Raw genomic sequence first — 26,609 nt, forward strand, 5'->3', positions numbered from 1 at the left:
ATTATTGATAAAATTTCTTGAAAGATAATCACTTTTCTTCGATTTTGAGTGGGCATGGGAATATTAAAATAAATCAAACGTTTTTTATCTTCAGTGAATTAAATTAAGCTAAAGAAGTATTTATTACATAATAATATGAAGCCATTTATTTTTATAAGCGGCGTGTGCAGGAGGGAACATTGCTTCTTTAGAGTGTTTGAAGGGATAAAAAATTGTGAGCTTTAAACTTCTATCGGAAAGGATATAAAAAAGCCCAGTACTCTGGGCTTTTTTATTAAAATCCTTGTTTGTTAACATTAAAGGTTAATGAATATCGTCTCCTTGTAAATACCCTTTTTTGCGAGCATCTGGCATTAAGAGAACAGCAATGAATGCAATAATCATCATGCCGGTTATATAAAAATAGAAGACAGATTCATATCCAAGATCTTTTAATCCAAGCGCGACATATTCAGCAGAACCGCCAAACAGTGCGTTGGCAATAGCATAAGAGAGCCCAACTCCTATTGCTCGTACTGAAGCGGGAAACATTTCTGATTTTACAATGCCAGAGATAGATGTATAAAAGCTCATAATGCAGAGCATTCCAGTAATGACTGATAAAGCAATCCATGTACTATCAGTACTACCAATCATATTAAGTCCAGGAATGGTAAAGATAATAGATAAGACACTCCAAATAAGGAGTGAAGTTCTTGTTCCAATTTTATCTGCAAGAGCACCAAAGAGGGGTTGGAGTAACATGAAAACAAAGAGTGCAGCTGTCATGATTGTTGTGGCTGTATGTTTATCAAAGCCAGTGGTTGTGATCAGATATTTCTGCATGTAAGTCGTATAGGTGTAGAATGTGAGCGATCCTCCAGCTGTAAAGCCAATAACCAGAAAGAAAGCTTTTCGGTGGTTGCTCAGAAGTCCCCTAATACTACCAGCTTGTGCACTAGAACGACTTTCTTTGGTCGTTGTCTCATGGAGTGTGCGGCGTAGATAAATCGCAACAATTGCGCCGCATCCACCAATGGCAAATGGAATACGCCAGCCCCACGCTTTTAGCTGATCTTCGGTGAGATAAAGCGCTAAAATGAATATAACGAGACTGGCTAGAAGTTGACCTCCAATCAGTGTGGTATATTGGAAAGAGCTAAAAAATCCCCGGCGATTTTTGAGGGCGACTTCGCTCATATAAGTTGCTGTTGTACCATATTCACCACCGACAGAAAGCCCCTGAAGCATTCTGAGTAAAAGTAAAAGAATTCCTGCTGCCATTCCAATGGTTTCATAGGTAGGAAGTAGGGCGATTAAGAACGAACCACCACACATCATAAAAACAGAGATAAGCATTGAGCGTTTGCGTCCGTAACGATCGGCAATGAAGCCAAAAAGCCATCCGCCGATTGGGCGCATAAGAAAACCAATAGCAAAAACACCCGCCGCTTTTAAAAGTTGCGTAACGTCATTGCCATCTGAGGGAAAGAATTGTGATGCAAAATAAATAGATGTAAAGGAATAAACATAAAAGTCATACCATTCTACTAGATTACCTGATGCACTGGACACGATAGCCCAGATACGTTTTCTTGTATCATGTGGTTTTAAAGCTTCTTGTTTTTCCATAGTCGATCCCTTTATTTGATGTTCATCCATCTTTGTTCATTTATGTCATTTTTTTAGAAGCTGTCTATAGTATTTTATCTTTTGCATCAAAAATTTAGTTAGATCATGATAATTTCTTGTGTAAGATGTTTTTGGAAAAAGATTTGAATTATGTTTGTACGGATTTTACAGTTTTTATTTTCTATAATAAGAAGAATCGGACATAATACCCTCATGAAATCATATCTTGCTCTTTTATCTCATGTTTTAAATCAGGGTATTGATCGGACAGATCGAACGGGTGTTGGAACGCGATCTATCTTTGGGTATCAGATGCGCTTTGATTTACAAGCAGGATTTCCGTTGTTGACAACAAAGAAACTACACTTACGTTCAATTATTTATGAACTTTTGTGGTTTCTTAAAGGCGATACAAATATCGCTTGGTTGAAAGAGCATGGTGTGTCAATTTGGGACGAGTGGGCTGATGAAAAGGGAAATCTTGGTCCTGTTTATGGTTATCAGTGGCGTTCTTGGCCCGCTCCTGATGGACGCCATATTGATCAAATTAACAATCTTTTAACGATGATTAAGGAAACGCCAGATTCTCGTCGCTTGATTGTATCAGCTTGGAATCCTGCATTAATAGAGGAAATGGCGTTGCCTCCGTGTCATTGTCTTTTTCAATTTTACATTGCGGAGGGGAAATTATCTTGTCAACTTTATCAGCGTTCGGCGGATATTTTCTTAGGTGTTCCATTCAATATTGCATCCTACGCATTGCTAACGATGATGATTGCGCAAGTAAGCGGTCTTAAAGTAGGCGATTTTATTCATACTCTGGGAGATGCTCATCTTTATTCTAATCATTTTGAACAGGCAAAATATCAATTGTCTCGTATACCAAATGCTTTGCCATGTATGCGCATAAATCCAGCGGTAACAGATCTTTTTTCTTTTCAATTTGAGGATTTTGAGTTGCTTAATTATGAAGCACAACCCCATATTAAAGCGCCGGTAGCAATATGACGATTTCCATTTGTTTAATTGCTGCTGTTGCAGAAAATGGTGTTATCGGTCGTGAAGGTGTAATGCCGTGGCATTTATCAACGGATTTGCAACGCTTTAAAGCTTTGACATTGGGTAAGCCCATTGTTATGGGGCGAAAAACTTGGGATTCTATTGGGAGACCTTTACCAGGGCGTACAAATATCGTTATTACTCGTGATTGTACCTTTTGTGCTGAAGGGGCTGTTGTTGCTCACTCTTTATCGCAAGCTTGTTCTCTTGCAACAAATGTTGCTTCTCAAAATGATGTAGAGGAAATTTTTATTATTGGTGGTGGTGAAATTTTTCAACAAGGGTTGCATATGGCTGATAAAATATTCCTTACAGAAGTTTTAGCTTCTATAGAAGGTGATAGTTTTTTTCCTGTTTTTGATAAAGAAAAGTGGACTATTGTGCAAACACAAGATATTCCAAAAGGGGATAAAGATAGTCATCCGACACGTTTTGTTGTTTATGAGCGGAAATAATTTTTTGTAATATGAAGTGGAAGGGTTTATCAGTTGTATTGTAATGAGGTAAGAGACACCCTATAAGATCAAGCAAATGGTTGGTGTTCGAGTAGTGGTAATCAGTTAAAGAGGTGATAATGCCCTGGACAAATCAAAATGGTGGTGGCCCGTGGAGTGGCGATAAAAACAGTGGTGACAAAAAAACACCAGCTAAGAATCTCTTTGGTTCTGGTGGCGGTAATGGTGGCGAAAATGGTCCTAATCTTAATGAAATTTTGCGCAAAGGGCAGGATCAGTTTAAACAATTCGGGAGAAGCAGTTTTTCTGTTTTATTCCTTCTGCTTATTGTGTTTTTTTGGCTATACCAGTCAATTTATATTGTTCAGCAAAATGAACAAGCGGTAGAGTTGCGCTTTGGCATCCCTAAAGAAGGCATTATTGGTGATGGGTTGCATTTTCATTTTTGGCCAATTGAGACCTATATGAAAGTCCCTTTAACGGAAAAAACAATCGCGATTGGTGGGAAGCCCGGTCAGGCGCAACAAAGTGATGGTTTAATGCTTTCGAGTGATCAAAATATCGTTAATGTTAATTTTTCCGTTTATTATCGGATTTCATACCCTAGTCAGTTTTTATTCAATGTGAATGATCAAGAGGGAACTGTCCGCCAAGTTGCTGAGAGTGCAATGCGTGAGGTCATTGGTTCGCGGCCGGTTGATGATGTTTTACGTGACAAGAAAGAAGAAGTTGCTAATGACGTTAGAAAGATTATCCAGTTGACTGTGGATAAATATCAACTTGGTGTCGAAATAAGCCGTGTTTCTATCAGTGAAGCTGCTCCTCCGACAAAGGTTGCTGCTGCGTTTAATTCTGTTCAGCAGGCGGAGCAGGAACGTGGAAGAATGATTGAAGAGGGGAATCGTGTGCGTTTTACGAAAATTGGTTTAGCAAATGGTGAAGCTTCACGCACACGGGAAATCGCAAAAGGTGAAAAGGCACAAATGGTTGAAGAGGCAACAGGGCGTGCTGAACGTTTTCAGGCGATAGCTCGAGAGGCTGCGATTTCACCAGAAGCTGCTCGCTACCGTCTCTATATGGAGACGATGGGGCGGATTCTTTCTTCACCAAATAAGCTGGTTCTTGATCAGGCAAATTCTCCAGCGGTGCCTTATTTACCTTTGAATGAATTGTTGCGTAGCAAGTCATCGGAAAAAGTAAAGGCAACAGCAGCGCGTCCTGCGTTACTCTTAGATTCTCGTATTTCTGGAGGAGATTAATTATGCAGCAATCTCGCTTTTTGTTTGTTTTTAGTGCTATAGTGTTTGTTTTGATGATTTTGTGGATGTCCGTATTTATCGTCTATCCTCGTCAACAAGTAGCAATTAAGCGTTTTGGACAAATTGTTCAGGTAGAATCTAATCCTGGAATCTATTTCAAGGCGCCCTTTATCGATAAGATGATCATTGTTGATAATCGGTTATTGCGTTACGATGTTCCTACACAATCTGTACAGGTTCGTGGTGGTGCGTATTATGAGGTGGATGCGTTCTTTATTTACCGTATTACAGATCCTAAGTTGTTTTTACAGCGCATTGCTTCTGGGCGTCCACAAATTGCGGCACGTGAAAACCTTGCACCACGGTTTATTGACGCTTTGCGTGCTGTTTATGGTAAGCGAGAATTTAAAGCAGCCTTATCGGATGAACGAGGCGCGATGATGGCTGAAGTACAGAAGCAATTTTCTGTAGATGCAGGCTCGTTGGGTATTACCATTGTTGATGTGCGTATTCGTAAAACCGATTTGACTGATGCTGTTTCAGAAGATGTCTATCGGCAAATGGCAGCTGAACGTGAAGCTGCTGCGGAAAATATCCGGGCTCGTGGTCAGCAGGAGCGAGATCGTATTGTGGCAGAAGCTAATCGTGAATATGAAGAAATTGTAGCAGCTGCAAAGCGTGATGCTGAAATTACCCGCGGTGAAGGTCAAGCTGAAAGTATTCGTCTTTTATTGAATGCGAGGGAGGCTAATCCGTCTTTTTACGATTTTTGGTTGGCGATGGAACAATACAAGAATTTAGAGAAAACACCGATGGTGATTTCTCCAAATGAGGATTTCTTTTTCTATTTTCGTAATCCGCCGCAGGCAAATAAAGCATTCTTACCGACAATGAATACTGGCTTCAGTAAAACTGATCCAAAATCGGGAGAGAATAGATAAAATAATGGATTGCAGATACGAGATTTTGCATGAAAAGAATGATCTGTGACCATTTTCTTTTATGGTAAAAGTGGTAGAGAGTATCGAGCCGTGCTGGTTTTACGTAGATAAATTTAGTGGGGCTCTTTGCATCTTTGATTAAAGGCATGTCATGGATAGAAGTGTCGTGAGTAAAAATACGTTTTTAAAGTTTTTTATCACAAGAGTTGTTTTTTGTGTGACTTTGTTTCTATCAGGATCAGTGAGTTTGTCTTGGGGAGCCGAGACAAGCAAGGCATTGCTTTCTATTCCTGATTTAGCTTCTGAGCTTTTGGAAACAGTTGTGAATATTTCTACGGCGCAGACTGTTGAAGGAACAGAACAGGATGCAAACACCTCGGTACCCGTTATCCCAAAAGGTTCATTGCTGGAGGAATATTTCAGTGATTTTTTTACACCCAAGGATGGTCAAAAAGATAGTCAATTTCAAAAGGTGCGTTCTTTAGGGTCTGGTTTTGTGATTGATGCGCAAAAAGGGATTATTGTTACAAACTATCATGTTATTGTAGATGCTGATGATATTGAAGTTAATTTTACGGATGGTACAAAACTAAAGGCAAAGCTTCTTGGAAAGGATAGCAAAACTGATTTGGCGTTGCTTCAAGTCGATGCAGGAAGTAAAAAATTAAAAGCTGTGCGTTTTGGTGACTCAGAAAAAGCACGTATTGGTGACTGGGTTATGGCTATTGGTAATCCTTATGGTTTTGGTGGAAGTGTGACGGTTGGTATTATTTCTGCACGTAACCGTGATCTTAATGCTGGTCCCTATGATAATTTTATTCAAACAGATGCAGCAATTAATCGGGGAAATTCTGGTGGGCCGTTATTTGATAGAAATGGTGAAGTCATTGGCATTAATACAGCAATTGTTTCACCTTCGGGAGGATCTATCGGTATTGGATTTGCTATTCCATCGGATATGGCTCTTTCTGTTATTAATCAATTGCGTGATTTTGGAGAAATAAGGCGTGGTTGGTTGGCTATTCGTATTCAGCCGGTAACAGAGGATATTGCAAAAAGTTTAAAATTGGACAATGCTGTGGGAGCATTGGTGGCTGGTAAAATAGAACAGACGGAAGAAAATAATGTAGATAATAGCCAGTTACAAACTGGAGATGTTATTCTTTCCTTTGGTAATTCCAAAATTAAGCATGCACGTGATTTGCCGCGTTTAGTTGCAGAAAGTTCAGAAGGAAAAGTGGTGGACGTTACTATTTTACGCAATGGGCAAGAAGCAACAGTAAAAGTTAAGCTTGGACGTTTGATTGAAACAGATCCAAATGAAGATACAGAAGAAGTTGATGATAAAAAAAATCAAGATTTGTCGAAAAACGTGACAATGCAATTTATGGGAATGACGTTATCTGAACTGACAGAGGATTTGCGTCATCGTTATTCAATTTCAGATAAACTTCGAGGACTAGTGGTGACATCTGTTGCACAAAATAGTGCAGCGGATAAAAAGCGTATTCGCGTTGGTGAAGTGATTGTTGATATCAATCAGAGTTCTATCACAACAATTGATGAGGCTAAAAAACGTATTCATAAATTACGTGAAGCTGGACGCAAAAATGCTCTCTTTATTGTAGCACGTCCAGATGGAGAGTTACGGTTCGTAACGCTCCTAATGGATTGATCCTTAAAAAATTATTTTTTGTTTTTTATCAGCCTTAGTGTGTGGGATATTTTGCAAGTCAGCCATGTGATGTCCAATATTTCTCAAGCTCATTTCACGATAGAGAGCATGGGGTGTGCAATATAAAATCTATTGGAAATCATTATATCTTTATGTTGAATATCAAAGTATAAATTGGTGTCATCATAGTATTTTTCAGTTCTCAATATTGTAACAGCCTAGACTTTGAAATGCTGCATAAGAGATATTGGTACACCTTTCTTAAGTCAATTTTTATCTCTGCTTGTGATGCGCAAGTAAATGGTATTGATATGATGCTTTATGAGGCTCTTATTATAAACCGGCTTAGCATGCTATTTTTATAGGAAAAAATAAAGCTATTTGATTGTATAGATTAAACTTAGTATTATTTTCATAAATGATGACAAAGAGTATATTTTTAATGGCCTTAACGGACAGAATTATTATAGCTGTGGTTTGTTATTGAATTACGATAGCAAAAAATGCTTGGAAATTCCTTTGGTGTTGTTATTAAGTCCATTTTTTCTTTTTTATAAGTTTCATAAGGGGCTTTGTCTTAAGGGGAATTTGTGTTCGTATTTTTTGTTTGAAGTATTTACTCTATGATAATGGAGAGAAAATACAGGAAGGCTTTGGGGGTGTCTGCATGTTGTAATAAATTATTGATTGGGAGAAATTGCTATTCATGGCACAGAGAACAGTTACATTAATAGCGGGGCCAACGGCAAGTGGGAAGTCAGAACTTGCCTTGCAAATGGCTCAAGAAAAAAATGCTCTCATTATTAATACTGATTCAATGCAGGTTTATGATGTTTTAAATATTTTAACGGCACGGCCGGGGGAGGCTGATACCGCGATTGTTCCCCATTATCTTTATGGTCATGTGAGTCCTATTTTGAATTATTCGGTAGGGCAATGGTTGTGTGATGTCGAGAAGCTATTGACTACTTTTTCTTTAAGATCAGTTATTTTTGTTGGTGGGACAGGACTTTATTTTCGTGCTCTTTTAGAGGGGATTTCGGAAATCCCTCATGTTCCAGATGTTGTGCGGCAGAAGTGGCGTTTGCTGCTTGATAAAGAGGGACCTGAAAGTCTTTATCGCCAGTTGTTGCAGATTGATGCTGTTGTTGCTGAAAAAATTTCTTCGCACGATAGACAGCGTATTGTCCGTGCTTTGGAAGTTTATGATGCAACCGGTAAGACGCTCAGTTGGTGGCAGAAACAAAAAACAACACCTATCATTGCGCCGAATTTGACCGAAAAAATTCTTCTCATGCCACCACGTTCTCTGCTTTATGAACGTATTCATAAACGCTTGGATTCTATGATTGAAAGAGGAGCTTTAGAAGAAGTGGTGGCTATGAAAAAACTTAAACTTTCCCCTTCTTTACCAGCAATGAAGGCTATTGGTATACCTGAATTTATGGCTTATTTGGATGGATATAGAAGCTTTGAGAATGCTCTTGAAGCGGTAAAAATACAAACGAGGAGATATGCAAAAAGACAAATGACATGGTTTCGTAATCAATTTGATGAAGAATGGATGCTTACTTTTTGATAAAAGAGTTAGAGCTTTGCAAAGAAACTTATCGAAAGATAAAAGATAATTCGTGAAAAAGAAATTTTTTAGAAAATATAATTTTTTATTGACGAATGGTATCAATGGAATTAGAAATCTCTCTACAAGGAATTTTTTATATATTTTATACGTTGGAATAATGGGGGTAATCATACAGTATGTGTTGTGTAATGGGCTCCTTTGGGGGCTTTTTTTATGGGCTCCGTTAGGGGCTTTTTTATTGTCCTATAAAGTAGGTGAGTGGGAAAAATGAGAAATGATCCAAGAAAGCAAGAGAGTGCAGATGGAAAAATAATGTCGGGCGCTGAAATAGTGGTTCAAGCTCTTATAGATCAAGGCGTTGAACATATTTTTGGTTATCCTGGTGGGGCTGTTTTGCCTATTTTTGATGTTCTTTATCACCAAGATACACTCCAGCATATTTTGGTGCGCCATGAACAAGCCGCAGGGCATGCAGCTGAAGGCTATGCACGCAGCACAGGGAAGGTAGGGGTTATGCTTGTGACTTCTGGTCCAGGGGCAACGAATGCTGTTACACCTTTGCAAGATGCTCTTATGGATTCGATACCTCTTATTTGTTTTTCTGGGCAGGTGTCAACAACGGTGATTGGAACAAATGCTTTTCAAGAGGCTGATACAGTTGGAATTACAAAGCCTTGTACGAAGCGTAATTGGCTGGTTAAAAATGTCAATGATCTTGCGGCTATTATTCATGAAGCTTTTTTTCTTGCTCAATCAGGTCGTCCTGGGCCGGTTTTGATTGATATTCCTAAGGATGTTCAATTTGCTTCAGGATTTTATAGAGCACCTCAAGTTCAGGAGTCTTTACATTCTTTTCCATCGTTGAAAGGGAATACTAAGGCTATTGAATCTGCCGTTTCTCTTTTAGTTGAGGCAAAACGCCCTATTATTTATTCTGGAGGTGGTGTTATTTCATCGGGGATGAAAGCTATACAGCTTTTACGTAATTTGGTTCAATTGGGGGATTTTCCGATTACTTCAACATTAATGGGACTTGGTGCTTATCCTGCTTCCGGTAAAAATTGGCTTGGAATGCTTGGAATGCATGGAACCTATGAGGCTAATATGGCCATGCATGATTGTGATGTCATGTTAGCTGTTGGAGCACGATTTGATGATCGTATCACCGGGCGCCTTGATGCATTTGCACCTCATGCGCGTATTATTCATATTGATATTGACCCTTCTTCTATCAATAAAATTGTAAAAGCAGAAGTTCCAATTATTGGTGATGTGGCTTGTGTTTTAGGAGATATGACGCAACTCTTAAAGATACAGCAACCAGCGTTTAACAGTGAAGTCCGTGAGGCGTGGTGGACGCAAATTAACCGTTGGAAAGCTCGTAATTCATTGGCATATGCGGAGAAAAAAGATGTCATTATGCCGCAATATGCTCTTGAACGGCTGTATGCTTTTACCAAAGATGCGAATGCTTATATTACAACGGATGTCGGGCAGCATCAGATGTGGGCAGCGCAGTATTATCATTTTGATGAACCAAAACATTGGATGACTTCTGGTGGTCTTGGAACGATGGGATATGGTTTACCTGCTGCTATAGGTGTTCAAATAGCGCATCCTGATGCGCTTGTTGTGTGTATTTCTGGTGATGCCTCCATTCAGATGAATATTCAAGAGCTTGCAACAGCTATTCAGCATGACACACCGGTGAAAATTTTCATTTTAAATAATCAGTATATGGGAATGGTCCGCCAGTGGCAGCAATTGCTGCATGGTAATCGTCTTTCTCATTCTTATACGGAATCTATGCCTGACTTTGTGAAATTGGCACAAGCTTATGGAGCCGTGGGAATTCATTGTTCAAAACCCGATGAACTTGATGATAAAATTCAGCAGATGATTGACTGTGATAAGCCTGTTCTTTTTGATTGTCGTGTTTATCATTTAGAAAACTGTTTTCCTATGATCCCATCGGGATGTGCTCATAATGAGATGTTATTACCCGATGAGGCAAGCGAAGAAGCTATTGCAAATGCTATTTCTTCCGAGGGAAAGATTCTTGTATAAAATGAATATGTTAACAAAATGCTGAAGGATGGTGATGATGAAGTCTTTGGAGTCTTCATCTCTGTCACTTCTTTGTGGAGAGTTCCTATTATCCTTAGAGCTCATTTTATGATTTTCATTCTTTGTTTAAAGACATGGGGTGTATTATTATTTGTTCATCTAAAAAATGTTATAAGTCGTGTGCACAATTATGTTTGAATTTATTTGTACGCGATGTTTGTTTTTTTAATTCATATGTTCACATTAATAGCTATTTCGTTGCATTTTTTAGATAATACATTGAATTATCTGTTATAAATTAATTATGTTGTCTCATATATGAATGATTTCATCGTGCAAGAAAAAAAGCCACACTGCTTGAAGGGTGCAACCATGCAAACCGTCATATTTGTGAAAACAATAGAAAAGTTTGTCACTATGTTTTGGTTTCGCATTATGAAATTACTCCAAATCACTCTTTCAAGGGCTTGATAGGAGAATCCCCTAGCGACTTGAAAAGAAGGGCAAATATAACAAAAAGCAAATGCAGTCATAGAAAATCAATTGGCCACCATAGCCTATAATCAGGTAGTAGCCTCACCTGATTATGCGGGAGGAATCTATACATATGAGATATGTAGTCAATATATATATAAATCAGAATAATACTCACCATTATATCATTATCAGGACATTAGCATTGAAAATCAAATACTCTTTCTTTTATTTGTTCTACATATCTATGATTCCATAAATCTGCAGACACAAACACTCTTTGAATCCACCGCATTGGATTTTCATAACGATCAAATGATCCATAAAATTTATCTCTAGAGTGTAGAGCCATTCTGTTATCAATGTATAATAATCTTATGGGTTGTACATCAATTCCAAAAGATACAGCCTTAATAGCTTCATAAAAATGATCTGAAGCTTTCTTGGCTTTTTTGACTGTGGCTCTAACATGCCTGGATAAAAAACAGCGCTGATATCTGGGAATTCACCGTCCCCTTGAACTAGGGGCACTTTACTTGTAGAGGTTACCCCATTTTTTCTCCATCTATAGGGAACATTAATTATATATAAATTATCCCTTAAGCTCCTCAAATCCTCCTCACTTAAAAGTTTTAAAGCTAGACGTGTATCAGATATTCTCGTTAACGGGCCATCAACACCATTGCGAACACCAGATAAAATTATCCCCTTTAGGAGATAAATTTAAACTCGTTATAAATTTTAGTGCAGCATTTTCTGTATAAAAATCTAATTCAACTTCAGATCCTAATCCTGTATAATCTTTTTTATTATCCTCTAAAGGAACTAGGTTATTTACTATATGTTCGCCTTCAAACTTAATTGAATAAGGCTCTCCGATCAATAAAGAAAACATCATAATTAAATTTTCGCTAATATAGCCACTTTTACAAGACTCATCTAAATTATAAGGATTAGGTGACGTATTAATTTGTCTATCAATTGGAAGATTTTCAAAGATTAGATATGGTCTGGGAGTAATAGACACCTTTTGGTTCATAAGAATTGTTAATATTCTATGGGGTAGCAGCGAAAATGCTATTTTTTAGCTCAACCGAATATTCAATACCACCCGTATGGATCATAAATAACATGGTCTAAAGCCTCCCAAAGTTTGTCTCTTTCGATATTGCTCAACTCAAAAGTATTTTCATTTATCATTATAATTTCCTCCCAATTATATTTCCCTACTTTCTTATTAAGAAAAGTGAAAAAACAATAATTAAAATCAGCCATGTTAGTAAATAAGTTTCTGTAAAATTTTGGATTAATCCAAATAATGGTGGAGCAGTAATGATTGCGATTTGATTTATAGACATTCCTAAATCCAGAGAAAAGCCAACGCTTTCTTTCGGCGAAGAGTCTACAATATAAGCAACCCAAGGGCCATACTATCCCATTCCTCCAAAAACTAACCAAGCAGATAAAATAGTTAAATAAATTATCGATCCACTCATGCTCAAAATTAATATTAAAAATCCAAAAACGATTGCAATCATGCAAAACAAGACAGGAAAAAATCGTCCTTTTCTACAATGATCACTCCACGCTGCTAAAATAATTCTTCCTAAGGCACCAGAAGCCTGTGAAACAAAAAATAAATAAGCACTTTTATCTAGAGACAGGTGATAGATTCTATAAAAATAAATCGTTATAAAAATGGTTAAAACATATTAAACGATCACAAGTGAAACGTTTGAAAAAATATTATTCTTCATATGCGGCGCAGCCACATCGCAAGACGTGACCTTACATTTGCATAGAACGAAACTTTTGCCTTGCTTTCTGGAACGATAGTGATAACTTTTGCTGGTGCGTGATAAAAAATAATAAATATACATCCCCCTAAAAAAGAAACGATGGCACCGACCAAAAACGCACCTTGTATGCCATAGACAAGGGCACTCGCAGGAATAACTATACCCAGCTAATGCCTCTACCTAATGGTAGCCCCGCCTGCCTTATTCCCATTGCAAATCCGCGTTGCGATTGTGGAAACCATGAAGAAACGGATTTAGCACTACCGAGTTGAGCAGAACTATAAATCCCCCTACAATTAGCAAACAAACCAAAAGGGAAATATAGTTATCTGCGATTGCTTCCAACAAAAGAGCGACAGAAACGCCGATCGCGCCAACTCCAATAATATAGTGCTCGTTAAACTTGTCTAGTAATTCACCAGCTACAAGTAATCCAATAATAGGTAGGAACTGTGCTGCTGAAGATAGTAAACCTATCTGAGAGTCACTAAGCGAGAAATCCTTCTTAAAAAATTCAGCTAAAGGACCAATCCCTTGAACAAAGAAGCAGGCTGATGCTTGAGCGATCGTGGCAACAAGTAATACAATCCATCTATAATAATTTTTTTCTATAAATTTATTATTGCCCACTATGCCCCCTCCAATTAAAGTGCATTCCAATGAAGTAGCCTTTTTTAATAATGATTGCAATAATAAATGAGGTATTTTATGCTGATTACATAAAAATCTGTCAATACGATTGGTATGAATATGAAAGCTAAGGAATATGCTTAATTTAAGGAAATAAGCTATTATGTGTCGTACAAATTTGATATGCTAGTGATATAAGATAATTTTACAAACATTGGCTCAGCCGGCATTAAGTGCTCTTTATAAAAGAAGCTATATTTTGGCAAGCTTTTTCAAAATAATTCTCAAAGCTTTCTTCAGTCACATAGCCCAGATGCGGTGTGCAAAGAACTCTATCTGATTGCAATAATTTGCTTTCATATACTGGCTCGCTGTCATAAACATCCAGTGCAAAGTAAATTGAATTTTCCAAACTTAGTATTTTTTCTATCGCCCCTTTTTCAACCAAAGCTGAACGCGCTGTGTTGACAAAAATAGCATGAGGTTTCATGCTCAATAGATCATCTAATTTTATGATTTCTCTGGTTTTATCGCTTAAACGTAAATGGACGGATATAACGTCAGGACGTGTAAAAAATTCATCTTTTGAATGCGTAAAATGATAACCTAAATTTTTTGCTTCTTGCGTTGAACGCTCGCTCCCATAAACCAAAATGGACATGCCAAAAGCTTGAGCATATTGAGCAACCATTTTACCAATACGGCCAAACCCGAATATTCCAAGAGTAGCCCCTTTCATTTGGTTGCCAAATGTTGTTTGCCATCGTCCTTTTTTCATATCAGATACAGATTTACAGAGTTTTCTACGCGCAGACATAATTAAGAGCCACGCAAATTCAGCAGCAGAAGTTGGATCTCCACCACCGTCTAATATTTCAATTCCTAAGTCTCTACAAGTTTCTATATCAATATGTGAACCTATAGGGCCTGTTTGGCAGATTAATTTTAAATTTGGCAGTTTCAGGAGAAGATTTCTATCAACTATAGTCCGCTCTCTGATTAAGATAAGAATATCTATCTCTTTGAGCTTATCTTCTAAATCACATTCTTTAGCTAAATTATTTATAACCAGCACTTCATGTGATGTCATTAATTTTGTAATAGACTGTAATGTTAGGGTGGCTTTTTGATAGTCATCTGGAATTAATATTTTCAATTTAAACCTCCCGTTTCATTCATCAATATTTGAGCTCATTATTTCATTTCTAAAACAACCAAAAAGCAATCTCATCGCTGATATTTTGACATAACGCCAAGCCTATTAACAAATTATATCCCTTGATTTATTGTTATTTCTAGCAACGGTAACAAATAATAATTAAATCAAAAAGTTATATTTGTAGTAAGGGATTAGGTGCTTATTGATTCTATTATGTTTTTTTATCTCTATCCCTAACTTTTTTGGAGCTTTTGTATCGATTCAAGGGAGAGTTTTTTGCGATCTGCGCTCTTGGTATAAAGAGATGCCATACTGTCATTTGTCCAGCCAAAGAGTGCTTTCAATTGTGATACTGTTGCACCAGAGTTAGCTGCGCGTGTTGCTGCTAATTTTCTTAAGCCATGCGCTGATTTTTTGATACCTGCTTGGGTACAAGCATTATAAAATGTAATTCCGAAGCTTTTTTTGGGTATTTTTTCCCGCGTTTACCACAAATGAATGTTTCTTCTCCAATAGGACCAACTTCAAGCGTTTTGGCTAATTCCGGTAAAATAGGTAGAAAGACATCTGTTTTAAATTGGCTCTTTTCTGTTTTGATGTGAATGATATTATCTTTGACGTCTTTCCAGCCAATGCGGACCGCATCACCACGACGCAGACCCGTATATAAAAGAACATCAATCCAAACACGTTCATGGGTACCATGTGACCAGCGTTGGTAATATTTTTCAACATCTTCTTCTGTCCAAACGGGAAAGCCCTCTTTATTTTTAAGAGGAGGTCTTGTGATACCTAAAGTAGGGTTGCTTTCCAAAAGTCCGTGTTCAATTGCCCATTTAAAAAGCCCATTTAGGGATTGTAGAAAGTCTCTAGCCATTGCTGGTGTTTCTTTGCGCCGTTCAACACCGGCTATGATATGTTTCTTTTCGATTGCTTGGTATGAAATGTGACCTATAGTATCGCACACTTTCATAAGAGTGTATTCTCTTTGTTTCTTTGTGGCTTTAGCGAGGTTATGCCAATTGGAGCTATTAAAATACTGTTTAAGGAGCCATGCGAATGAACCTTCGACTAGCTTACCAGTTTTTGATTTAGGAAGTATAAGCCCTTGTAACTCGGCAAGTGCGCTTTTGTAGTTGTCAACAAACTCTTGCGTTCCATAGGTTCCGCGGATTCTAATACGTGGTCCATGACCAATACGTACATACCATATAATTTTACCATGACGTGTGACTTCTTTGACAAGATGAGGAGGACGTGGTTTTGGCATGGTATTTTACATCTTAAAGAGTGCGGTTTCGTAATATTCATTCTTTGACAAATCTAAAAGTTTGTCTGGGTGGCTAACTGAATTTGGTATTGGAATATCTGCTTTCAGATAGATAAGCAGTTCACCGGTAGGTTTGATTTCTATGAGTTCGCATTTTTGCTTTTTTGCTTCTCTTAAAGCTCGTGCAATGTCTGCTTGCGTTATGATAGCTTTACGAGGCGCCATATCTTTTCTCCTACATTGAGACGCAATTTACCCATTTCGTGAATCACGCATGACTTAAAAGTTGTTATGAAAGGGCGGGGGTGCTTGTAGATATGCGGGGAACAAAACACCCCCATAAGGTTAAGCGGCTTTTGTTGAGAGTTGTTTTATCTCTCGTTCTATCTCTGCTAAAAAGGTTTCAACAGCTTGATTGATCTGTTCAATTTGTTGATCATCACGGAGAACACGCTTGACTTTCATGCGTAAGTGAAAGAATTCCCCCGTAAAACGTGGGTCATAGCTTACGAAATCACACCATTTTCGTCCTGTACAAGCCATTTGGAATTGCATTTGTGCGTGATATTCTGGTTTGATTTCGTCACCTATACAAAAGCGCATATGTGTTACTGATCTCGGGCATTTGACTTCGATTAAACCGTCTTCTCCAATGAGACCATCGGGGCTAGCCCCCGCCATTTCTATTGTGGGGTGTTGGATAAAGCCGCACTTTGTTATATTGGCATCATAAATGAAGCCATATTCTCTCAAGGCATCTTCTTCATGTTCAATACCCCATCTCATATCTTCAGTTTCATAATAAGGGCTTGTTTCGCCTGTTAAGCGCTCTGTTATGAGTTTGATTTTGTAGTCTTCATATTTGCTCGTAGGCAATCCTTTTGTAGTTTTATTGAGTATGTTGTAAATGTTTGATGCGGTGACTTTACCCAAGCGCGCTTGAAACCATTCTGCTGTTCTTTGTTCCATCTCACACCGCCGTTCTTTGTTCTTGTGGTGCATATTCTATATCTTGGACGTGAATATATTCGGCATCTTGTATAGGCGCCTCTATTTGCTTTTGTTGTAGGAAAGATTGTTCTTTTTCATGCTGTCTCTTTTGCAAAACATCCAAAATCCTTTGTGCTACTTCATCAGGAAGATCTTCAAGCTTTTGGACTCGTCCATACTCAAGGACTTTTTCCTCTTCTGTTTGAGTGATGTTTATTAATTGTTTGATTTGCGTAAGCACATCATAAGAAACTAACTTCGTTTGTACGTTATGGTTTGTTTCATTGATACGTTTTGCTTCATCTTCTTCATAAATACCGGAAAGCCCGAAAGCATAGCGAGCACATTGTATAGTGGCTTTATGGCGCAACATACGTGCGGGGTATTTTTTCCAAGGGTCACTGTGGTCTTGTTCGCATTCTTTGAGATATTCGGTGACTTCGATAGGGTCTTTAATGTCTTTGAGACGAATAGCACATTTGATAGCAATGAGATTCCCGTCTTTATCGAGTTGATCTTGAAAGGTCATGCCATCAAAGTCAGGATTTGATTTGATGATCTTTATCCAACCGTCGATAGAAACAACGGGTATGATGCCGCCGCCTTTTTTAGGGAGAGCATAGATTTCTTTTGTTAAAGGGTTAAGTCCATAAGTATTGGCAACAAAAAGAAAAACGGCAAATTCTGCATCAGAGATGGCATTAGCATTTTTATATCCAATACAAGTTTTTATGATTGTTTCTCGAAATTCTTCAGCAGAAAATCCATATTTTCCTGCCATTTCTTTTAAAAAAGTAGAATTTGTCATGTTTTTTTCCTTTATTTGCGTACAGTTTTCCCGTGGCATGAATCACGCATGTGTTAAAAGGCTGGTTGGTTGTTAAATTTTTATGTCTTGAGGAATTCTCGTGTTTCCGCGAATATTAGCTAATCCACGAATTTCGGCATTTCTAAAGATCTTGACTGCGTCATAAATGCGAGCACTATCATAAACTTTTGCATCTCCAAAAATCTCAACATTTCCATAATTAATATCATCCTCATACGTGAAATTGGAGCATGATATAATGACATCACCATAAACTTTAGCATTGTTATAAATGAGAGCAGGACCACAAATTATTGCGTTCCCATATACATGAGCATTGTCGTAAACATTGGCACTATTCTTTATTCGTGCATTCTCAAAAACTTTTGCATCACCATAAATGAGTGCGCTATTGTAAACTTCTGCATCACCGTAAACATGAGATTTGTCGCGAACAACAGCATCACCAAAAACATGTGCACTACCAGAAACTTCGGCATTACCAAAAACAACAGCACGACTGTAAACTTGTGCATCAGAATAAACTGAAGCATTTCCACTAATACAGGCGCCATCAAATATCTTGGCATTATGAAAAATGGTAGCGCTTTCAAGCACCTTGGCATCATCATAGACCCAGCAATTGCCATCATGACCTAAGTTATATTCCTTTTCAATAAAGCCACCAAGATCTCCTTTTTTGACATCATCAAAATCCCTTAAAGCACGAATACGGTGAAGAGTTTTTCTATCAAACTCAATTGTTTCATCAGTAAGTTCGTATTTTTTTTCCATGGTTTATTTCCCTTAATGCATGTTCTGTTTTTTAATCTCTTGAGACAACACACCAATTCCTTTTGCTGTGATTTTTGCGCAAGGAATGACTTTTTCTATTCCACTTGCGGTTTGAAGTGTAATGGTGGGACAATCCATTAGTCCTTTTTGGATTTTATCCTGATAAGGCAATAAGCGATCCCCGAAAGTGCGTCGATACACCCATCCTTTTTTCTGTAGGAAGAGAATGAATTGTTTTGGTTGCATTTCGAGCACTTTAGCGGCTTCAGTAAGACTGAAGAGCCCATCAGAGCGTTGTAAGCTTTCAAGAGCCATTGCTTTTGGTTTTAAATCTTCAATGATGATGTCTTTACGCTCATTTTCATTTTTTAGATGAGTTAATACACCTAACATTACTTGTGGACTTGAGTAATCGATTTGTGGTGTAACAACTTGCTTTGCACGCCGCTCGCATTCAATAAAATATTGACGGGCTTGTTTTCCTTTTTCATTACGCTCTACCATGGAAAGTTCTTTTGCCATTTCCAAGGTGAGATGATAATTAATTGCAATAACAGATCTAGATTTTGCGCTCGCCAAATTTGGTGACCGCAAATCTTGTGTTTTTACAAAGTCTTGTCCTTCTATAAAATTGTATCTGCTAATACGGTCCTTAATCCAATTGGAAAAGTCTCGTTTTGCTTCTAAGAATGCGTGCAAGTCACGAGCATTGACTGTCTGAACGCTTTCTTCGTTAATGGTGTTATTTGTAATAGTGATAGGATTATTCATAAGTTTACTCCATCCGATAATTTAATAAGAGGAAAGAGGGGGGCGCTTTTAAATGCGCCCTTAAGAATTTTTAAAGCACATCACAAGGACGCAAACGGTGTTGTTTTTCGTAAGAACCATACATTGCATCATCATATTCGCGCTGTTTTATATCATCTAAAAAAAAACCGTATGCTGTGCTGTGTAGAATAAAATCGTGAGGAATGTTTCCGTTGAAACACTGCTCTTCACATTCTTTAAGATAGAATTCGGCAATATCTTCAGAGATATCTTCGCAACGATTAGTCGTTGGTTCAATACGCAAAATTTGGACAGCATTATCGGCTTGGTCGATAAATTTTATCATGTCACTTTCTTCTAAGAAAGGACCAGATTTAGCGAGATTTTGCTCTTCATTTTCGCACATCACTAAGAGAATTTCATCAGAATTTATAAACACTGGTTTATTCACAAATGCCTCCATATCAAAATATTAAATACATTTTGAAAAAAACGCCTTGACATAGTTTTTTTTTTTCGGGGTATGGTGTCTGTATATACGCATTATGCATACTGGTCAACAAAAAAATATGCATTATGTGTATTTTTTATGTAACAAGATAAAAATCCTTTATAGGGGATTTTCATTAATTGACATTTCTCTGAAGGAGAGAGGAATAAGTTATGAAAAAAACAAAAAGTGATACGGAATTAGATAATGAAATAATGCAACTAATTTCTACATTTAGTTATGAAAGACAAAAAGCTTTCATTTTTTTTCTTCATTATTCAAGCGGCTTAGAAGGTGAAGAATTGTTTCTTTATCTGTCTGACTTGTTTTCTTTAGCAGATCAATGATTTGTTCTTCAATAGGCTGTTCTACCGTAGATATTGGAAAGGAGGGACCTTCTCCTTCTCCAGTTAATAACCATCCCTCACTAATTCTAAATGCTTTTGCGTATTTTTTAGATGCGCGTGATATTCCTCTAAGACCTTGTTCATGTTGTATATAGCTAGAATAGTTCCATCCAAAATATCTAGCTGCTTCTTTAGCACTTCTAAAACCACGTACCAGACGCGCTTTCATCAATCTAGAGGATTGCTCTGTTATTTTATCAAGCATGTTTATCTCCTATATTACTCATATTGCATAAAATTGGTATGCATTTCGACTTGACATTAAAATACTCGTAATGCATATTTTTTTCATGAATAAGATAGAAGCAAAAGAACTAAGAAAACGCCTTAATCTTACGCTGGACGAAATGGCGGCGTTATTAGGCGTCAACAAATCAACAGTATGGCGTTGGGAAAAATATGGTGTTCCTTCAAGAGGAGCAGTTGCTTATCTTTTAAAATCTTTATGCGATCAAGAGCAACACCCCCCAATGTCGAAAATTTGCAAGAGCTGCGGTGTTGATCACACCGGAGAAACTTTACAGCATTAAGGAGATAAAGATGAGTTCGAATGAAATTTTATGGATAGCAGTGGTTTCAGTTTTACTCTTAAGCGGAGTGATGTTTCGTATTGCATTGCATTATCGCAACCAAGTTAAAGCACTTAAAGAGCAGGTTCAAGATATTAAGAAAAAAATGAAAGAGAATGAGTTTAGGTATTTAATGGAAAGCAAGCAGACAATTGATGAATGTGATGCGGATCTTGAAGAACGTGACAAGGAAATTAAACAACTGAAGCAAGAGATTGAAGAACTAAAACAAAAGATAGATGCGTATCGAGAAGATTTTACACGGAAAAGTGAAAAGATACAGGCACTAAAAGCAGATGTTCAATCACGTGATACGGAAATTGAAGAACTGAAACAAAAGATGGAAGAATGTGACGACGAGGAAATTGATGAACTGAAGCAAGAGATTAAAGAACGTGAGGAGGAAATTAAAGAATTGAAGCAAAAGATAGATGCGTACCGAGAAGAGTTTAAACGGAAAAGTGAAAAGATACAGGCACTAAAAGCAGATGTTCAATCACGTGATACGGAAATTGAAGAACTGAAACAAAAGATGGAAGAATGTGACGACGAGGAAATTGATGAACTGAAGCAAGAGATTAAAGAACGTGAGGAGGAAATTAAAGAATTGAAGCAAAAGATAGATGCGTACCGAGAAGAGTTTAAACGGAAAAGTGAAAAGATACAGGCACTAAAAGCAGATGTTCAATCACGCGACGAGGAAGTTGAAAGACTAACACAAGAGCTTAAACAGCGTGATGAAGCAGTAAAAGCGCCGCCTCATAAGAATAAGAAGAGTAAGAAGAAGGGTAAGTGAGGAGATAGGGGTGGAAGATATGATACTTAAAAAGAAGTATGAATTTACTGATGAAACAATCGAAGTTAATGGAGTTACGCTTCATCGTATACGTGCTTTAAGAAATTTTAGAGATGTGTACGCAGGTGCTCTAGGTGGCTTTATTGAAAATGAAAGCAATTTAAGTCATGAGGGAGACTGTTGGGTTGGGGACGATGCAAAGGTTTATGGTAGTGCTAGGGTTTACGGTCGAGCCAAGGTTTTTGGTAATGCCAACGTTTATGATAACGCTCATGTTTATGGCAATGCCATTGTTTATTTTGATGCTAAAGTTTTTGATAATGCACATGTATACGGTACAGCAATAATTTGTGGAAATGCCCGTGTGTGTGGTGATGCATGGATTGATACAGGTTTTATTAGTGGTTGTGATTTAGTTAATAGTAGTAAAAAGAAATACGAACTTACAGACGATACAGTTGATCTCGGTCCTTTCAAGTTACACCGAATACGAGCATTGAGAAGCTTTGGCAAAGTAAAGAAAGGTGATTTAGGTGGCTGGGTAGAGAGTGAAGAGAACCTCAGTCACGAAGGTAATTGTTGGATTAGTGGTTTAGGGGCTGTTTTTGGTGGCGGCAGATTACGTGGTGATCACCTAGTTCCAAACTTTAATTACATTTCCAATACGACTTATAAATTGTCTATGTTAACACCACAACAATACATGGCATCTCTACCTTGGCACCGTAGAATATGGGAGCGACTCCGTTATTATTGGGAGTGCGGAATATGGTTGTAGTTATTAGAACTATCCATAAGTTCTTTTCCTTTAGATATCCCGTTTTCCCAAGCTTTGTCCTGTTCATCTGTCCAACGGAAAAAACCAAGACAAAAAGTGGTCTCAAGAGTTTTTTCTGGATTATTACATGAGGTATGTTCAACTACGATGGTTATAGGTTTTCTTAAACATGGTTTTTGTGGGTGTATGGTAAACCAAAGAGTCAATTTACTTTTGGCTTTTATACTAAAAAGATCAAAAAATCCCAAATGGTTAGGATCTAATTTTGGGTCTATTAAATCAATATGCTTTTCGCTTTTTAAAGCGATTTTCTTTCCATTTTTACGTTTTTTAGAATCTGAGATACCTTCGGTAGGATCTGGGTAGAGTGCTTCAGTAAATATAAATGGGTGTTTTTTAGGTATTTTTATGTGATTTATTTTGATTATTTGGTTTGTAGGATTGTAAATGGCTAATTCCAATTCACCTTCAAGGTCACTAGGATGCTTTGGAGACAGATGTTCAAAAACTGTACGTACAGTACAGTTTTGCAACTTTTGTCCTAAACATTTTTCTTTTTGTTCTTTGTAGCTTTTATACAAAACAAAAAGTAGAGAGAACGTACTAATGATTAAAGAAATACATTCATATGTTGTTGGTGTATCTTCCATATTTTTCTCAGCCCGCTTTTTGAAAAAAACAATCATATAAAACACATTATGTATGGAGCGGCGTTGTGACTAACACGATTCTTTGTTTTGATCTAGGTACCAAAACGGGGTGGGCGATACGTGGTGCAAGTGGTGACATGTTCAGTGGTACCGTGAATTTTCAATCACGCCGTTTTGAAGGCGGTGGAATGCGTTACTTGCGTTTTAAACAATGGCTATCAGAAATAAAGCAGACAGCAGGTCAAATTGACGTGGTGTATTTTGAAGAGGTGAGGCGTCATAAAGGTACAGATGCAGCGCATATTTACGGTGGTTTGTTAGCAACGTTAACGGCGTGGTGTGAACAGCATCAGATACCGTATGAGGGGATACCAGTAAGTACGATTAAGAAAGCGACGACAGGCAAGGGGAATGCGTCGAAAGAAGAGATGATTAAGGCGGTGCGTGCAAAAGGGCACAATCCGAAAGATGATAACGAAGCAGATGCTTTAGCAATTTTATATTTAGTTAAAGAAAGGGAATTGGGGTATGTCCATTAAATTACCATGGACGAGGCTTTTTGCAGACCAGTGGGCAATTGTTGTTGATTATTTGCCTGCTGTAGAGGGAAATATCTATATGCGATTACGGTTACGTATGTTGCGTACTGGTGAACCTCTTTTTTATAATATTAAAGTTTTATCTAATTACACTGGTTATTCAGTGAAGAAGTTTGAAGCGGCACTGAATGTTTTGCTTGAAGAAGGATATCTCATTCGTTTAGCAGATGGTCGCTTGTGGAATTTAGATGTTGAAGAAGAGCTTTCTAACTCTCATGAGAGTTTAGAAAAGGTATCAAAAGCATCACGATCAAAGAGATTATCGGAGAGAGCAAAGAAAGCAGCGCAGGCAAGATGGGATAAACATACAACTTATACTTGTGATGCTTGTGATGATGCTCAAGTTACTGAAAATACTGATAAAAACGATGCTAAAGCAATGCTTAATGATGCTAAAACGATGCTTAATGATGCTAAGCATGCTAAGCATGATGCTAAAGCGATGCTTAATGATGCCTATATATATAACAATAACATTAACAATAACAATAACAAAAAAAATAAAAATATTATTTTATCAAAAAGAGAAATTGATTTTGAAAATTTAGAAACAAACGATTTGGTTGACGAGCCAATCGAGTGTGATGTTGAAAGCCAATCAGAACAAATCAAAACGATAGAAACCAAACAACCAATCATTCGCGAGCAAAATACCAACACTTCAAACAAAGCTAACAACCGATGGCAAATTGACGAAGCGATGATTGAGAAATTGCCTTCACGAAAAGTTAAAAAGGTTGGAAAACAACTTTCAGAAATCGTTGATAAGATAATGCCTGCTTATTTTCCAGAGAAAGCAAACTTTTTTGAAGGAACAAAGAAAATAAGGGAAAAACAAGAAGTTGAAAGAATACTAGAAGATTTCAAACCCGATTTTCAATACGCAACTGAACAAGGATTAACGCATGATGAAGCCTTATCAGAATTTGAAAAATTTGTACGCTTTTCAAAATCCAACCCATGTCGAAATGCAAATGAACGCGATTGGCAAAGCGCTTGGGATAATTGGATTACGCATCCAGAATATGGATTGGTAATTAAGAAACACAAAAAATCAGAAGTGAAAAAACTATATGAAAGCGCATGTTATAAACCACCGTCAAACAATTTCGCAAATAACCTTTCAGAAAGCTTCAATCAACTTGCAACAGCGATCTACGCTTAAAGACACTTATGGATCCGAAAAAAACAGCAAAGTAGTGAAGTTTGCTGATGATTTTGAGAATAGATATGCGTTTAAATTGGCAGAAAAGCACCGTACAGAGCGATTTAAAGATTTTGTGATAAAAACCACATTGAAATTAAAAACGCTTCTGTACGGTCCATTTTGAGGCAAATAAACCCATTGGTAAAGTTATGGATTTAGATAGGGGATATTAAACCAAATGTTTTTAAGAAAACGTAAACAGAAGGGGGGAAAAAAGTTCGTTGCAACGGCGGTGGGGCATGCCCCATGGGGATTAGGGGTAGCAGAGTATTTTTACAATCTTTACGAATATGATGATGGTACAAGAGAATATGAAGAATTTGACGGTGGTCAGTATCATGAGATACCTGAGAATGTTGATATTCGATATCATATCAAAAAACACAATAAAGTCAATAGGTTGTGTGAAGTTATTTTATATGAATCCACTTAAGAATCCACACTTTTATACGTGATTCATTTGACCATTTTTGATATAAGATTGCCATGCATGAATAGACCATAAAAAGCAAATCATGATGTAAATATTATAACGCATGTGTGTATTCAAATAAAATGAAAAGCCGATATCATTCATAACAGTTCATAAATTTTATGATACGTTTTTATCACAGCACAAATCACATTGTTTTAAATTTAGTCGTTTGAAAATATCGATAACATACGTTTAAAGATCACATCTTGTTTTAAAGATTGGATTGTTAATCACATAAAAGAGCAAATTAACATTCGCCAAAATTGGCGAGCGCAAAATAGAGAGCTGTCATAACAGCATCATCATAACACCGAACATTTTAAAGATTGCATAAAAGGATTTAAAGACAAGATCGATTTTATAACCACGGTATTTTTTTACCGAGGTAGGAAATAAAGGTCATGAAATTCAAATGCTATATCTTATGAAATGAAAAGCCTTTTAATGAATAGATTGCAGGCTAGTCTTTAAGAATGGAACTATTCGCTTCCACAAAAAAATGGAGGCAAATAATGTCATGGCAGTAGAATAACTATCTACTTTAGATTTGGTACTAAAAACGTTTTAAAAGTTATAGTTTAAAAATACGAAACCAAATGAGCTCTTTCCAAATTTGGGGGCAGCTATTTAGACAAAGATAAGAAAGTAAACTTCAAAACCATTGTAACATCATAAGGTATGGGTTTTTACTTAATTTTGAGTCAAAAGCTGTAATATTTAAGAATGCTCTATTCTAAGATAACATCCCCAAAATGGACCGGCTAATATTTAAAGAAATTAGGTTTTAATGAAAAGTACAAATACGCTTATGAGAACCTCATTAAATGCACGTTTAAACGTTTGAAACATAAAATGAGATCTTTATAAGAAACGTTAAAACTCTTTTTTATTACAGTTATAACTTAGTTATCATTTGCTCTTAAAAACGTTTCATTTATGAGAAAACTAAGATTTAGCTTTCACAGCAGAGCAAAATCTTAAAAACCTTACACTTTATAAAAGCGTTTGTTTATTTATCTTATGAAAAGCTGCTTTGTAAAAACCAACGCTTCCAAATGTAAAAAGAACGTTTTTTGCAGATATTTATTGAATATGCATTTGCTTTTGATTGGATTGTTAAAGCTACCGAGCATTTTGATTTGTTTGATACGTTTGATAGCCATAACAAGCGTTATAGGCTCTCTCATTCAAATGAGTGATTAAAGATCATACGCACCATTTACGTTTCTTTTGATAAGTTTTCATATCTCTCATAGAGCGCTTGCAATATGATACGTTTTGTATATATGCATT

The 26,609-nt window shown here is 37.1% G+C and carries 25 protein-coding genes and 2 pseudogenes; 13 read left to right on the plus strand and 14 right to left on the minus strand.

Translation table 11 applies throughout. The features are described from left to right. Window positions 1-303: 303 nt before the first annotated feature. Window positions 304-1,611, minus strand: a complete 1,308-nt coding sequence (locus tag ACFINM_RS05435; RefSeq protein WP_375621350.1) for an MFS family transporter — start codon at window positions 1,609-1,611, stop codon at window positions 304-306. A 213-nt stretch (window positions 1,612-1,824) separates the two neighbouring features. Here ACFINM_RS05435 and ACFINM_RS05440 point away from each other — a divergent pair, with 213 nt between their 5' ends. From ACFINM_RS05440 to ACFINM_RS05470, 7 genes are all read left to right on the plus strand, one after another. Further along, window positions 1,825-2,619 carry a thymidylate synthase gene (locus ACFINM_RS05440; protein WP_273722957.1) on the plus strand — a complete coding sequence of 265 codons (795 nt, stop codon included), beginning with the start codon at window positions 1,825-1,827 and terminating at the stop codon, window positions 2,617-2,619. After that, a complete protein-coding gene (locus ACFINM_RS05445) occupies window positions 2,616-3,125 on the plus strand; it encodes a dihydrofolate reductase (RefSeq protein ID WP_375621349.1) in 510 nt (169 codons plus the stop codon). Before ACFINM_RS05440 ends, ACFINM_RS05445 begins: the two co-directional genes overlap by 4 nt. Before the next feature lie 119 nt (window positions 3,126-3,244). Then, complete coding sequence (hflK, locus tag ACFINM_RS05450) at window positions 3,245-4,384, plus strand: FtsH protease activity modulator HflK (protein WP_375612019.1); 1,140 nt, start codon at window positions 3,245-3,247, stop codon at window positions 4,382-4,384. A 2-nt stretch (window positions 4,385-4,386) separates the two neighbouring features. Continuing rightward, on the plus strand, window positions 4,387-5,325 hold the full coding sequence (gene hflC, locus ACFINM_RS05455) for a protease modulator HflC (RefSeq protein ID WP_375621347.1): 939 nt from the start codon (window positions 4,387-4,389) through the stop codon (window positions 5,323-5,325). Window positions 5,326-5,476: 151 nt separating this feature from the next. After that, on the plus strand, window positions 5,477-7,000 hold the full coding sequence (locus ACFINM_RS05460) for a Do family serine endopeptidase (protein ID WP_375621346.1): 1,524 nt from the start codon (window positions 5,477-5,479) through the stop codon (window positions 6,998-7,000). Between the two features lie 706 nt (window positions 7,001-7,706). After that, window positions 7,707-8,579, plus strand: coding sequence for a tRNA (adenosine(37)-N6)-dimethylallyltransferase MiaA (gene miaA, locus ACFINM_RS05465; protein WP_375640847.1), 873 nt, complete (start codon window positions 7,707-7,709; stop codon window positions 8,577-8,579). Window positions 8,580-8,849: 270 nt separating this feature from the next. Further along, window positions 8,850-10,649 (plus strand): acetolactate synthase 3 large subunit, encoded by a 1,800-nt coding sequence (locus ACFINM_RS05470; protein WP_375613385.1) that lies wholly within the window; start codon window positions 8,850-8,852, stop codon window positions 10,647-10,649. Window positions 10,650-11,796: 1,147 nt separating this feature from the next. Here ACFINM_RS05470 and ACFINM_RS05475 read toward each other — a convergent pair. The 12 genes and pseudogenes from ACFINM_RS05475 to ACFINM_RS05530 form a co-directional block, all read right to left on the minus strand. Next, a complete protein-coding gene (locus tag ACFINM_RS05475; RefSeq protein ID WP_375640848.1) occupies window positions 11,797-12,150 on the minus strand; it encodes a hypothetical protein in 354 nt (117 codons plus the stop codon). Between the two features lie 726 nt (window positions 12,151-12,876). After that, window positions 12,877-13,035 (minus strand): hypothetical protein, encoded by a 159-nt coding sequence (locus ACFINM_RS05480; protein ID WP_375640849.1) that lies wholly within the window; start codon window positions 13,033-13,035, stop codon window positions 12,877-12,879. Between the two features lie 88 nt (window positions 13,036-13,123). Further along, window positions 13,124-13,552 (minus strand): MFS transporter, encoded by a 429-nt coding sequence (locus ACFINM_RS05485; RefSeq protein WP_375621342.1) that lies wholly within the window; start codon window positions 13,550-13,552, stop codon window positions 13,124-13,126. 229 nt (window positions 13,553-13,781) lie between these two features. Further along, window positions 13,782-14,708, minus strand: coding sequence for a D-2-hydroxyacid dehydrogenase family protein (locus ACFINM_RS05490; RefSeq protein ID WP_375629925.1), 927 nt, complete (start codon window positions 14,706-14,708; stop codon window positions 13,782-13,784). 236 nt (window positions 14,709-14,944) lie between these two features. Then, window positions 14,945-15,981: pseudogene (locus tag ACFINM_RS05495) on the minus strand (tyrosine-type recombinase/integrase). Between the two features lie 6 nt (window positions 15,982-15,987). Beyond that, a complete protein-coding gene (locus ACFINM_RS05500; RefSeq protein ID WP_375640850.1) occupies window positions 15,988-16,206 on the minus strand; it encodes a hypothetical protein in 219 nt (72 codons plus the stop codon). A 120-nt stretch (window positions 16,207-16,326) separates the two neighbouring features. Further along, the gene (locus ACFINM_RS05505) at window positions 16,327-16,950 is read right to left on the minus strand and encodes a lambda exonuclease family protein (RefSeq protein WP_375640851.1); all 624 of its coding nucleotides are present in this window, start codon (window positions 16,948-16,950) and stop codon (window positions 16,327-16,329) included. 1 nt (window position 16,951) lies between these two features. Beyond that, window positions 16,952-17,779: a phage recombination protein Bet gene (bet, locus tag ACFINM_RS05510; RefSeq protein ID WP_375640852.1), complete on the minus strand. Its 828-nt coding sequence runs from the start codon at window positions 17,777-17,779 to the stop codon at window positions 16,952-16,954. Window positions 17,780-17,851: 72 nt separating this feature from the next. Then, on the minus strand, window positions 17,852-18,574 hold the full coding sequence (locus ACFINM_RS05515) for a hypothetical protein (RefSeq protein WP_375640853.1): 723 nt from the start codon (window positions 18,572-18,574) through the stop codon (window positions 17,852-17,854). A gap of 12 nt (window positions 18,575-18,586) precedes the next feature. Then, a complete protein-coding gene (locus tag ACFINM_RS05520) occupies window positions 18,587-19,345 on the minus strand; it encodes an antA/AntB antirepressor family protein (RefSeq protein WP_375613785.1) in 759 nt (252 codons plus the stop codon). A 70-nt stretch (window positions 19,346-19,415) separates the two neighbouring features. Beyond that, window positions 19,416-19,796 (minus strand): hypothetical protein, encoded by a 381-nt coding sequence (locus ACFINM_RS05525; RefSeq protein WP_375621921.1) that lies wholly within the window; start codon window positions 19,794-19,796, stop codon window positions 19,416-19,418. 297 nt (window positions 19,797-20,093) lie between these two features. Next, complete coding sequence (locus tag ACFINM_RS05530) at window positions 20,094-20,447, minus strand: XRE family transcriptional regulator (RefSeq protein WP_375614261.1); 354 nt, start codon at window positions 20,445-20,447, stop codon at window positions 20,094-20,096. Between the two features lie 85 nt (window positions 20,448-20,532). On the opposite strand from ACFINM_RS05530, the gene ACFINM_RS05535 reads away from it, so the two are divergent. From ACFINM_RS05535 to ACFINM_RS05545, 3 genes are read left to right on the plus strand one after another with little or no spacing between them, the layout of a single operon-like run. After that, window positions 20,533-20,772: a helix-turn-helix domain-containing protein gene (locus ACFINM_RS05535; RefSeq protein WP_375640854.1), complete on the plus strand. Its 240-nt coding sequence runs from the start codon at window positions 20,533-20,535 to the stop codon at window positions 20,770-20,772. A gap of 10 nt (window positions 20,773-20,782) precedes the next feature. Continuing rightward, on the plus strand, window positions 20,783-21,607 hold the full coding sequence (locus tag ACFINM_RS05540) for a hypothetical protein (protein ID WP_375640855.1): 825 nt from the start codon (window positions 20,783-20,785) through the stop codon (window positions 21,605-21,607). Between the two features lie 19 nt (window positions 21,608-21,626). Further along, entirely contained in the window at window positions 21,627-22,385 is a 759-nt protein-coding gene (locus ACFINM_RS05545) for a hypothetical protein (protein WP_375640856.1), read from the plus strand. Here the strand turns inward: ACFINM_RS05545 and ACFINM_RS05550 are convergent. Then, on the minus strand, window positions 22,358-23,071 hold the full coding sequence (locus ACFINM_RS05550) for a hypothetical protein (RefSeq protein ID WP_375630472.1): 714 nt from the start codon (window positions 23,069-23,071) through the stop codon (window positions 22,358-22,360). The genes ACFINM_RS05545 and ACFINM_RS05550 overlap by 28 nt on opposite strands. Before the next feature lie 29 nt (window positions 23,072-23,100). Here ACFINM_RS05550 and ACFINM_RS05555 point away from each other — a divergent pair, with 29 nt between their 5' ends. From ACFINM_RS05555 to ACFINM_RS05565, 3 genes and pseudogenes are all read left to right on the plus strand, one after another. Beyond that, window positions 23,101-23,574, plus strand: coding sequence for a crossover junction endodeoxyribonuclease RuvC (locus ACFINM_RS05555; protein WP_375640857.1), 474 nt, complete (start codon window positions 23,101-23,103; stop codon window positions 23,572-23,574). Continuing rightward, entirely contained in the window at window positions 23,564-24,799 is a 1,236-nt protein-coding gene (locus ACFINM_RS05560) for a hypothetical protein (protein WP_375640858.1), read from the plus strand. The genes ACFINM_RS05555 and ACFINM_RS05560 overlap by 11 nt, the downstream gene beginning before the upstream one ends. A 220-nt stretch (window positions 24,800-25,019) precedes the next feature. Further along, window positions 25,020-25,202: pseudogene (locus ACFINM_RS05565) on the plus strand (hypothetical protein); the annotation flags it as partial. Between the last annotated feature and the right edge of the window lie 1,407 nt (window positions 25,203-26,609).

It is taken from the genome of Bartonella sp. AA168HLJHH (assembly GCF_042197365.1).
Taxonomy (GTDB): Bacteria; Pseudomonadota; Alphaproteobacteria; order Rhizobiales; family Rhizobiaceae; genus Bartonella.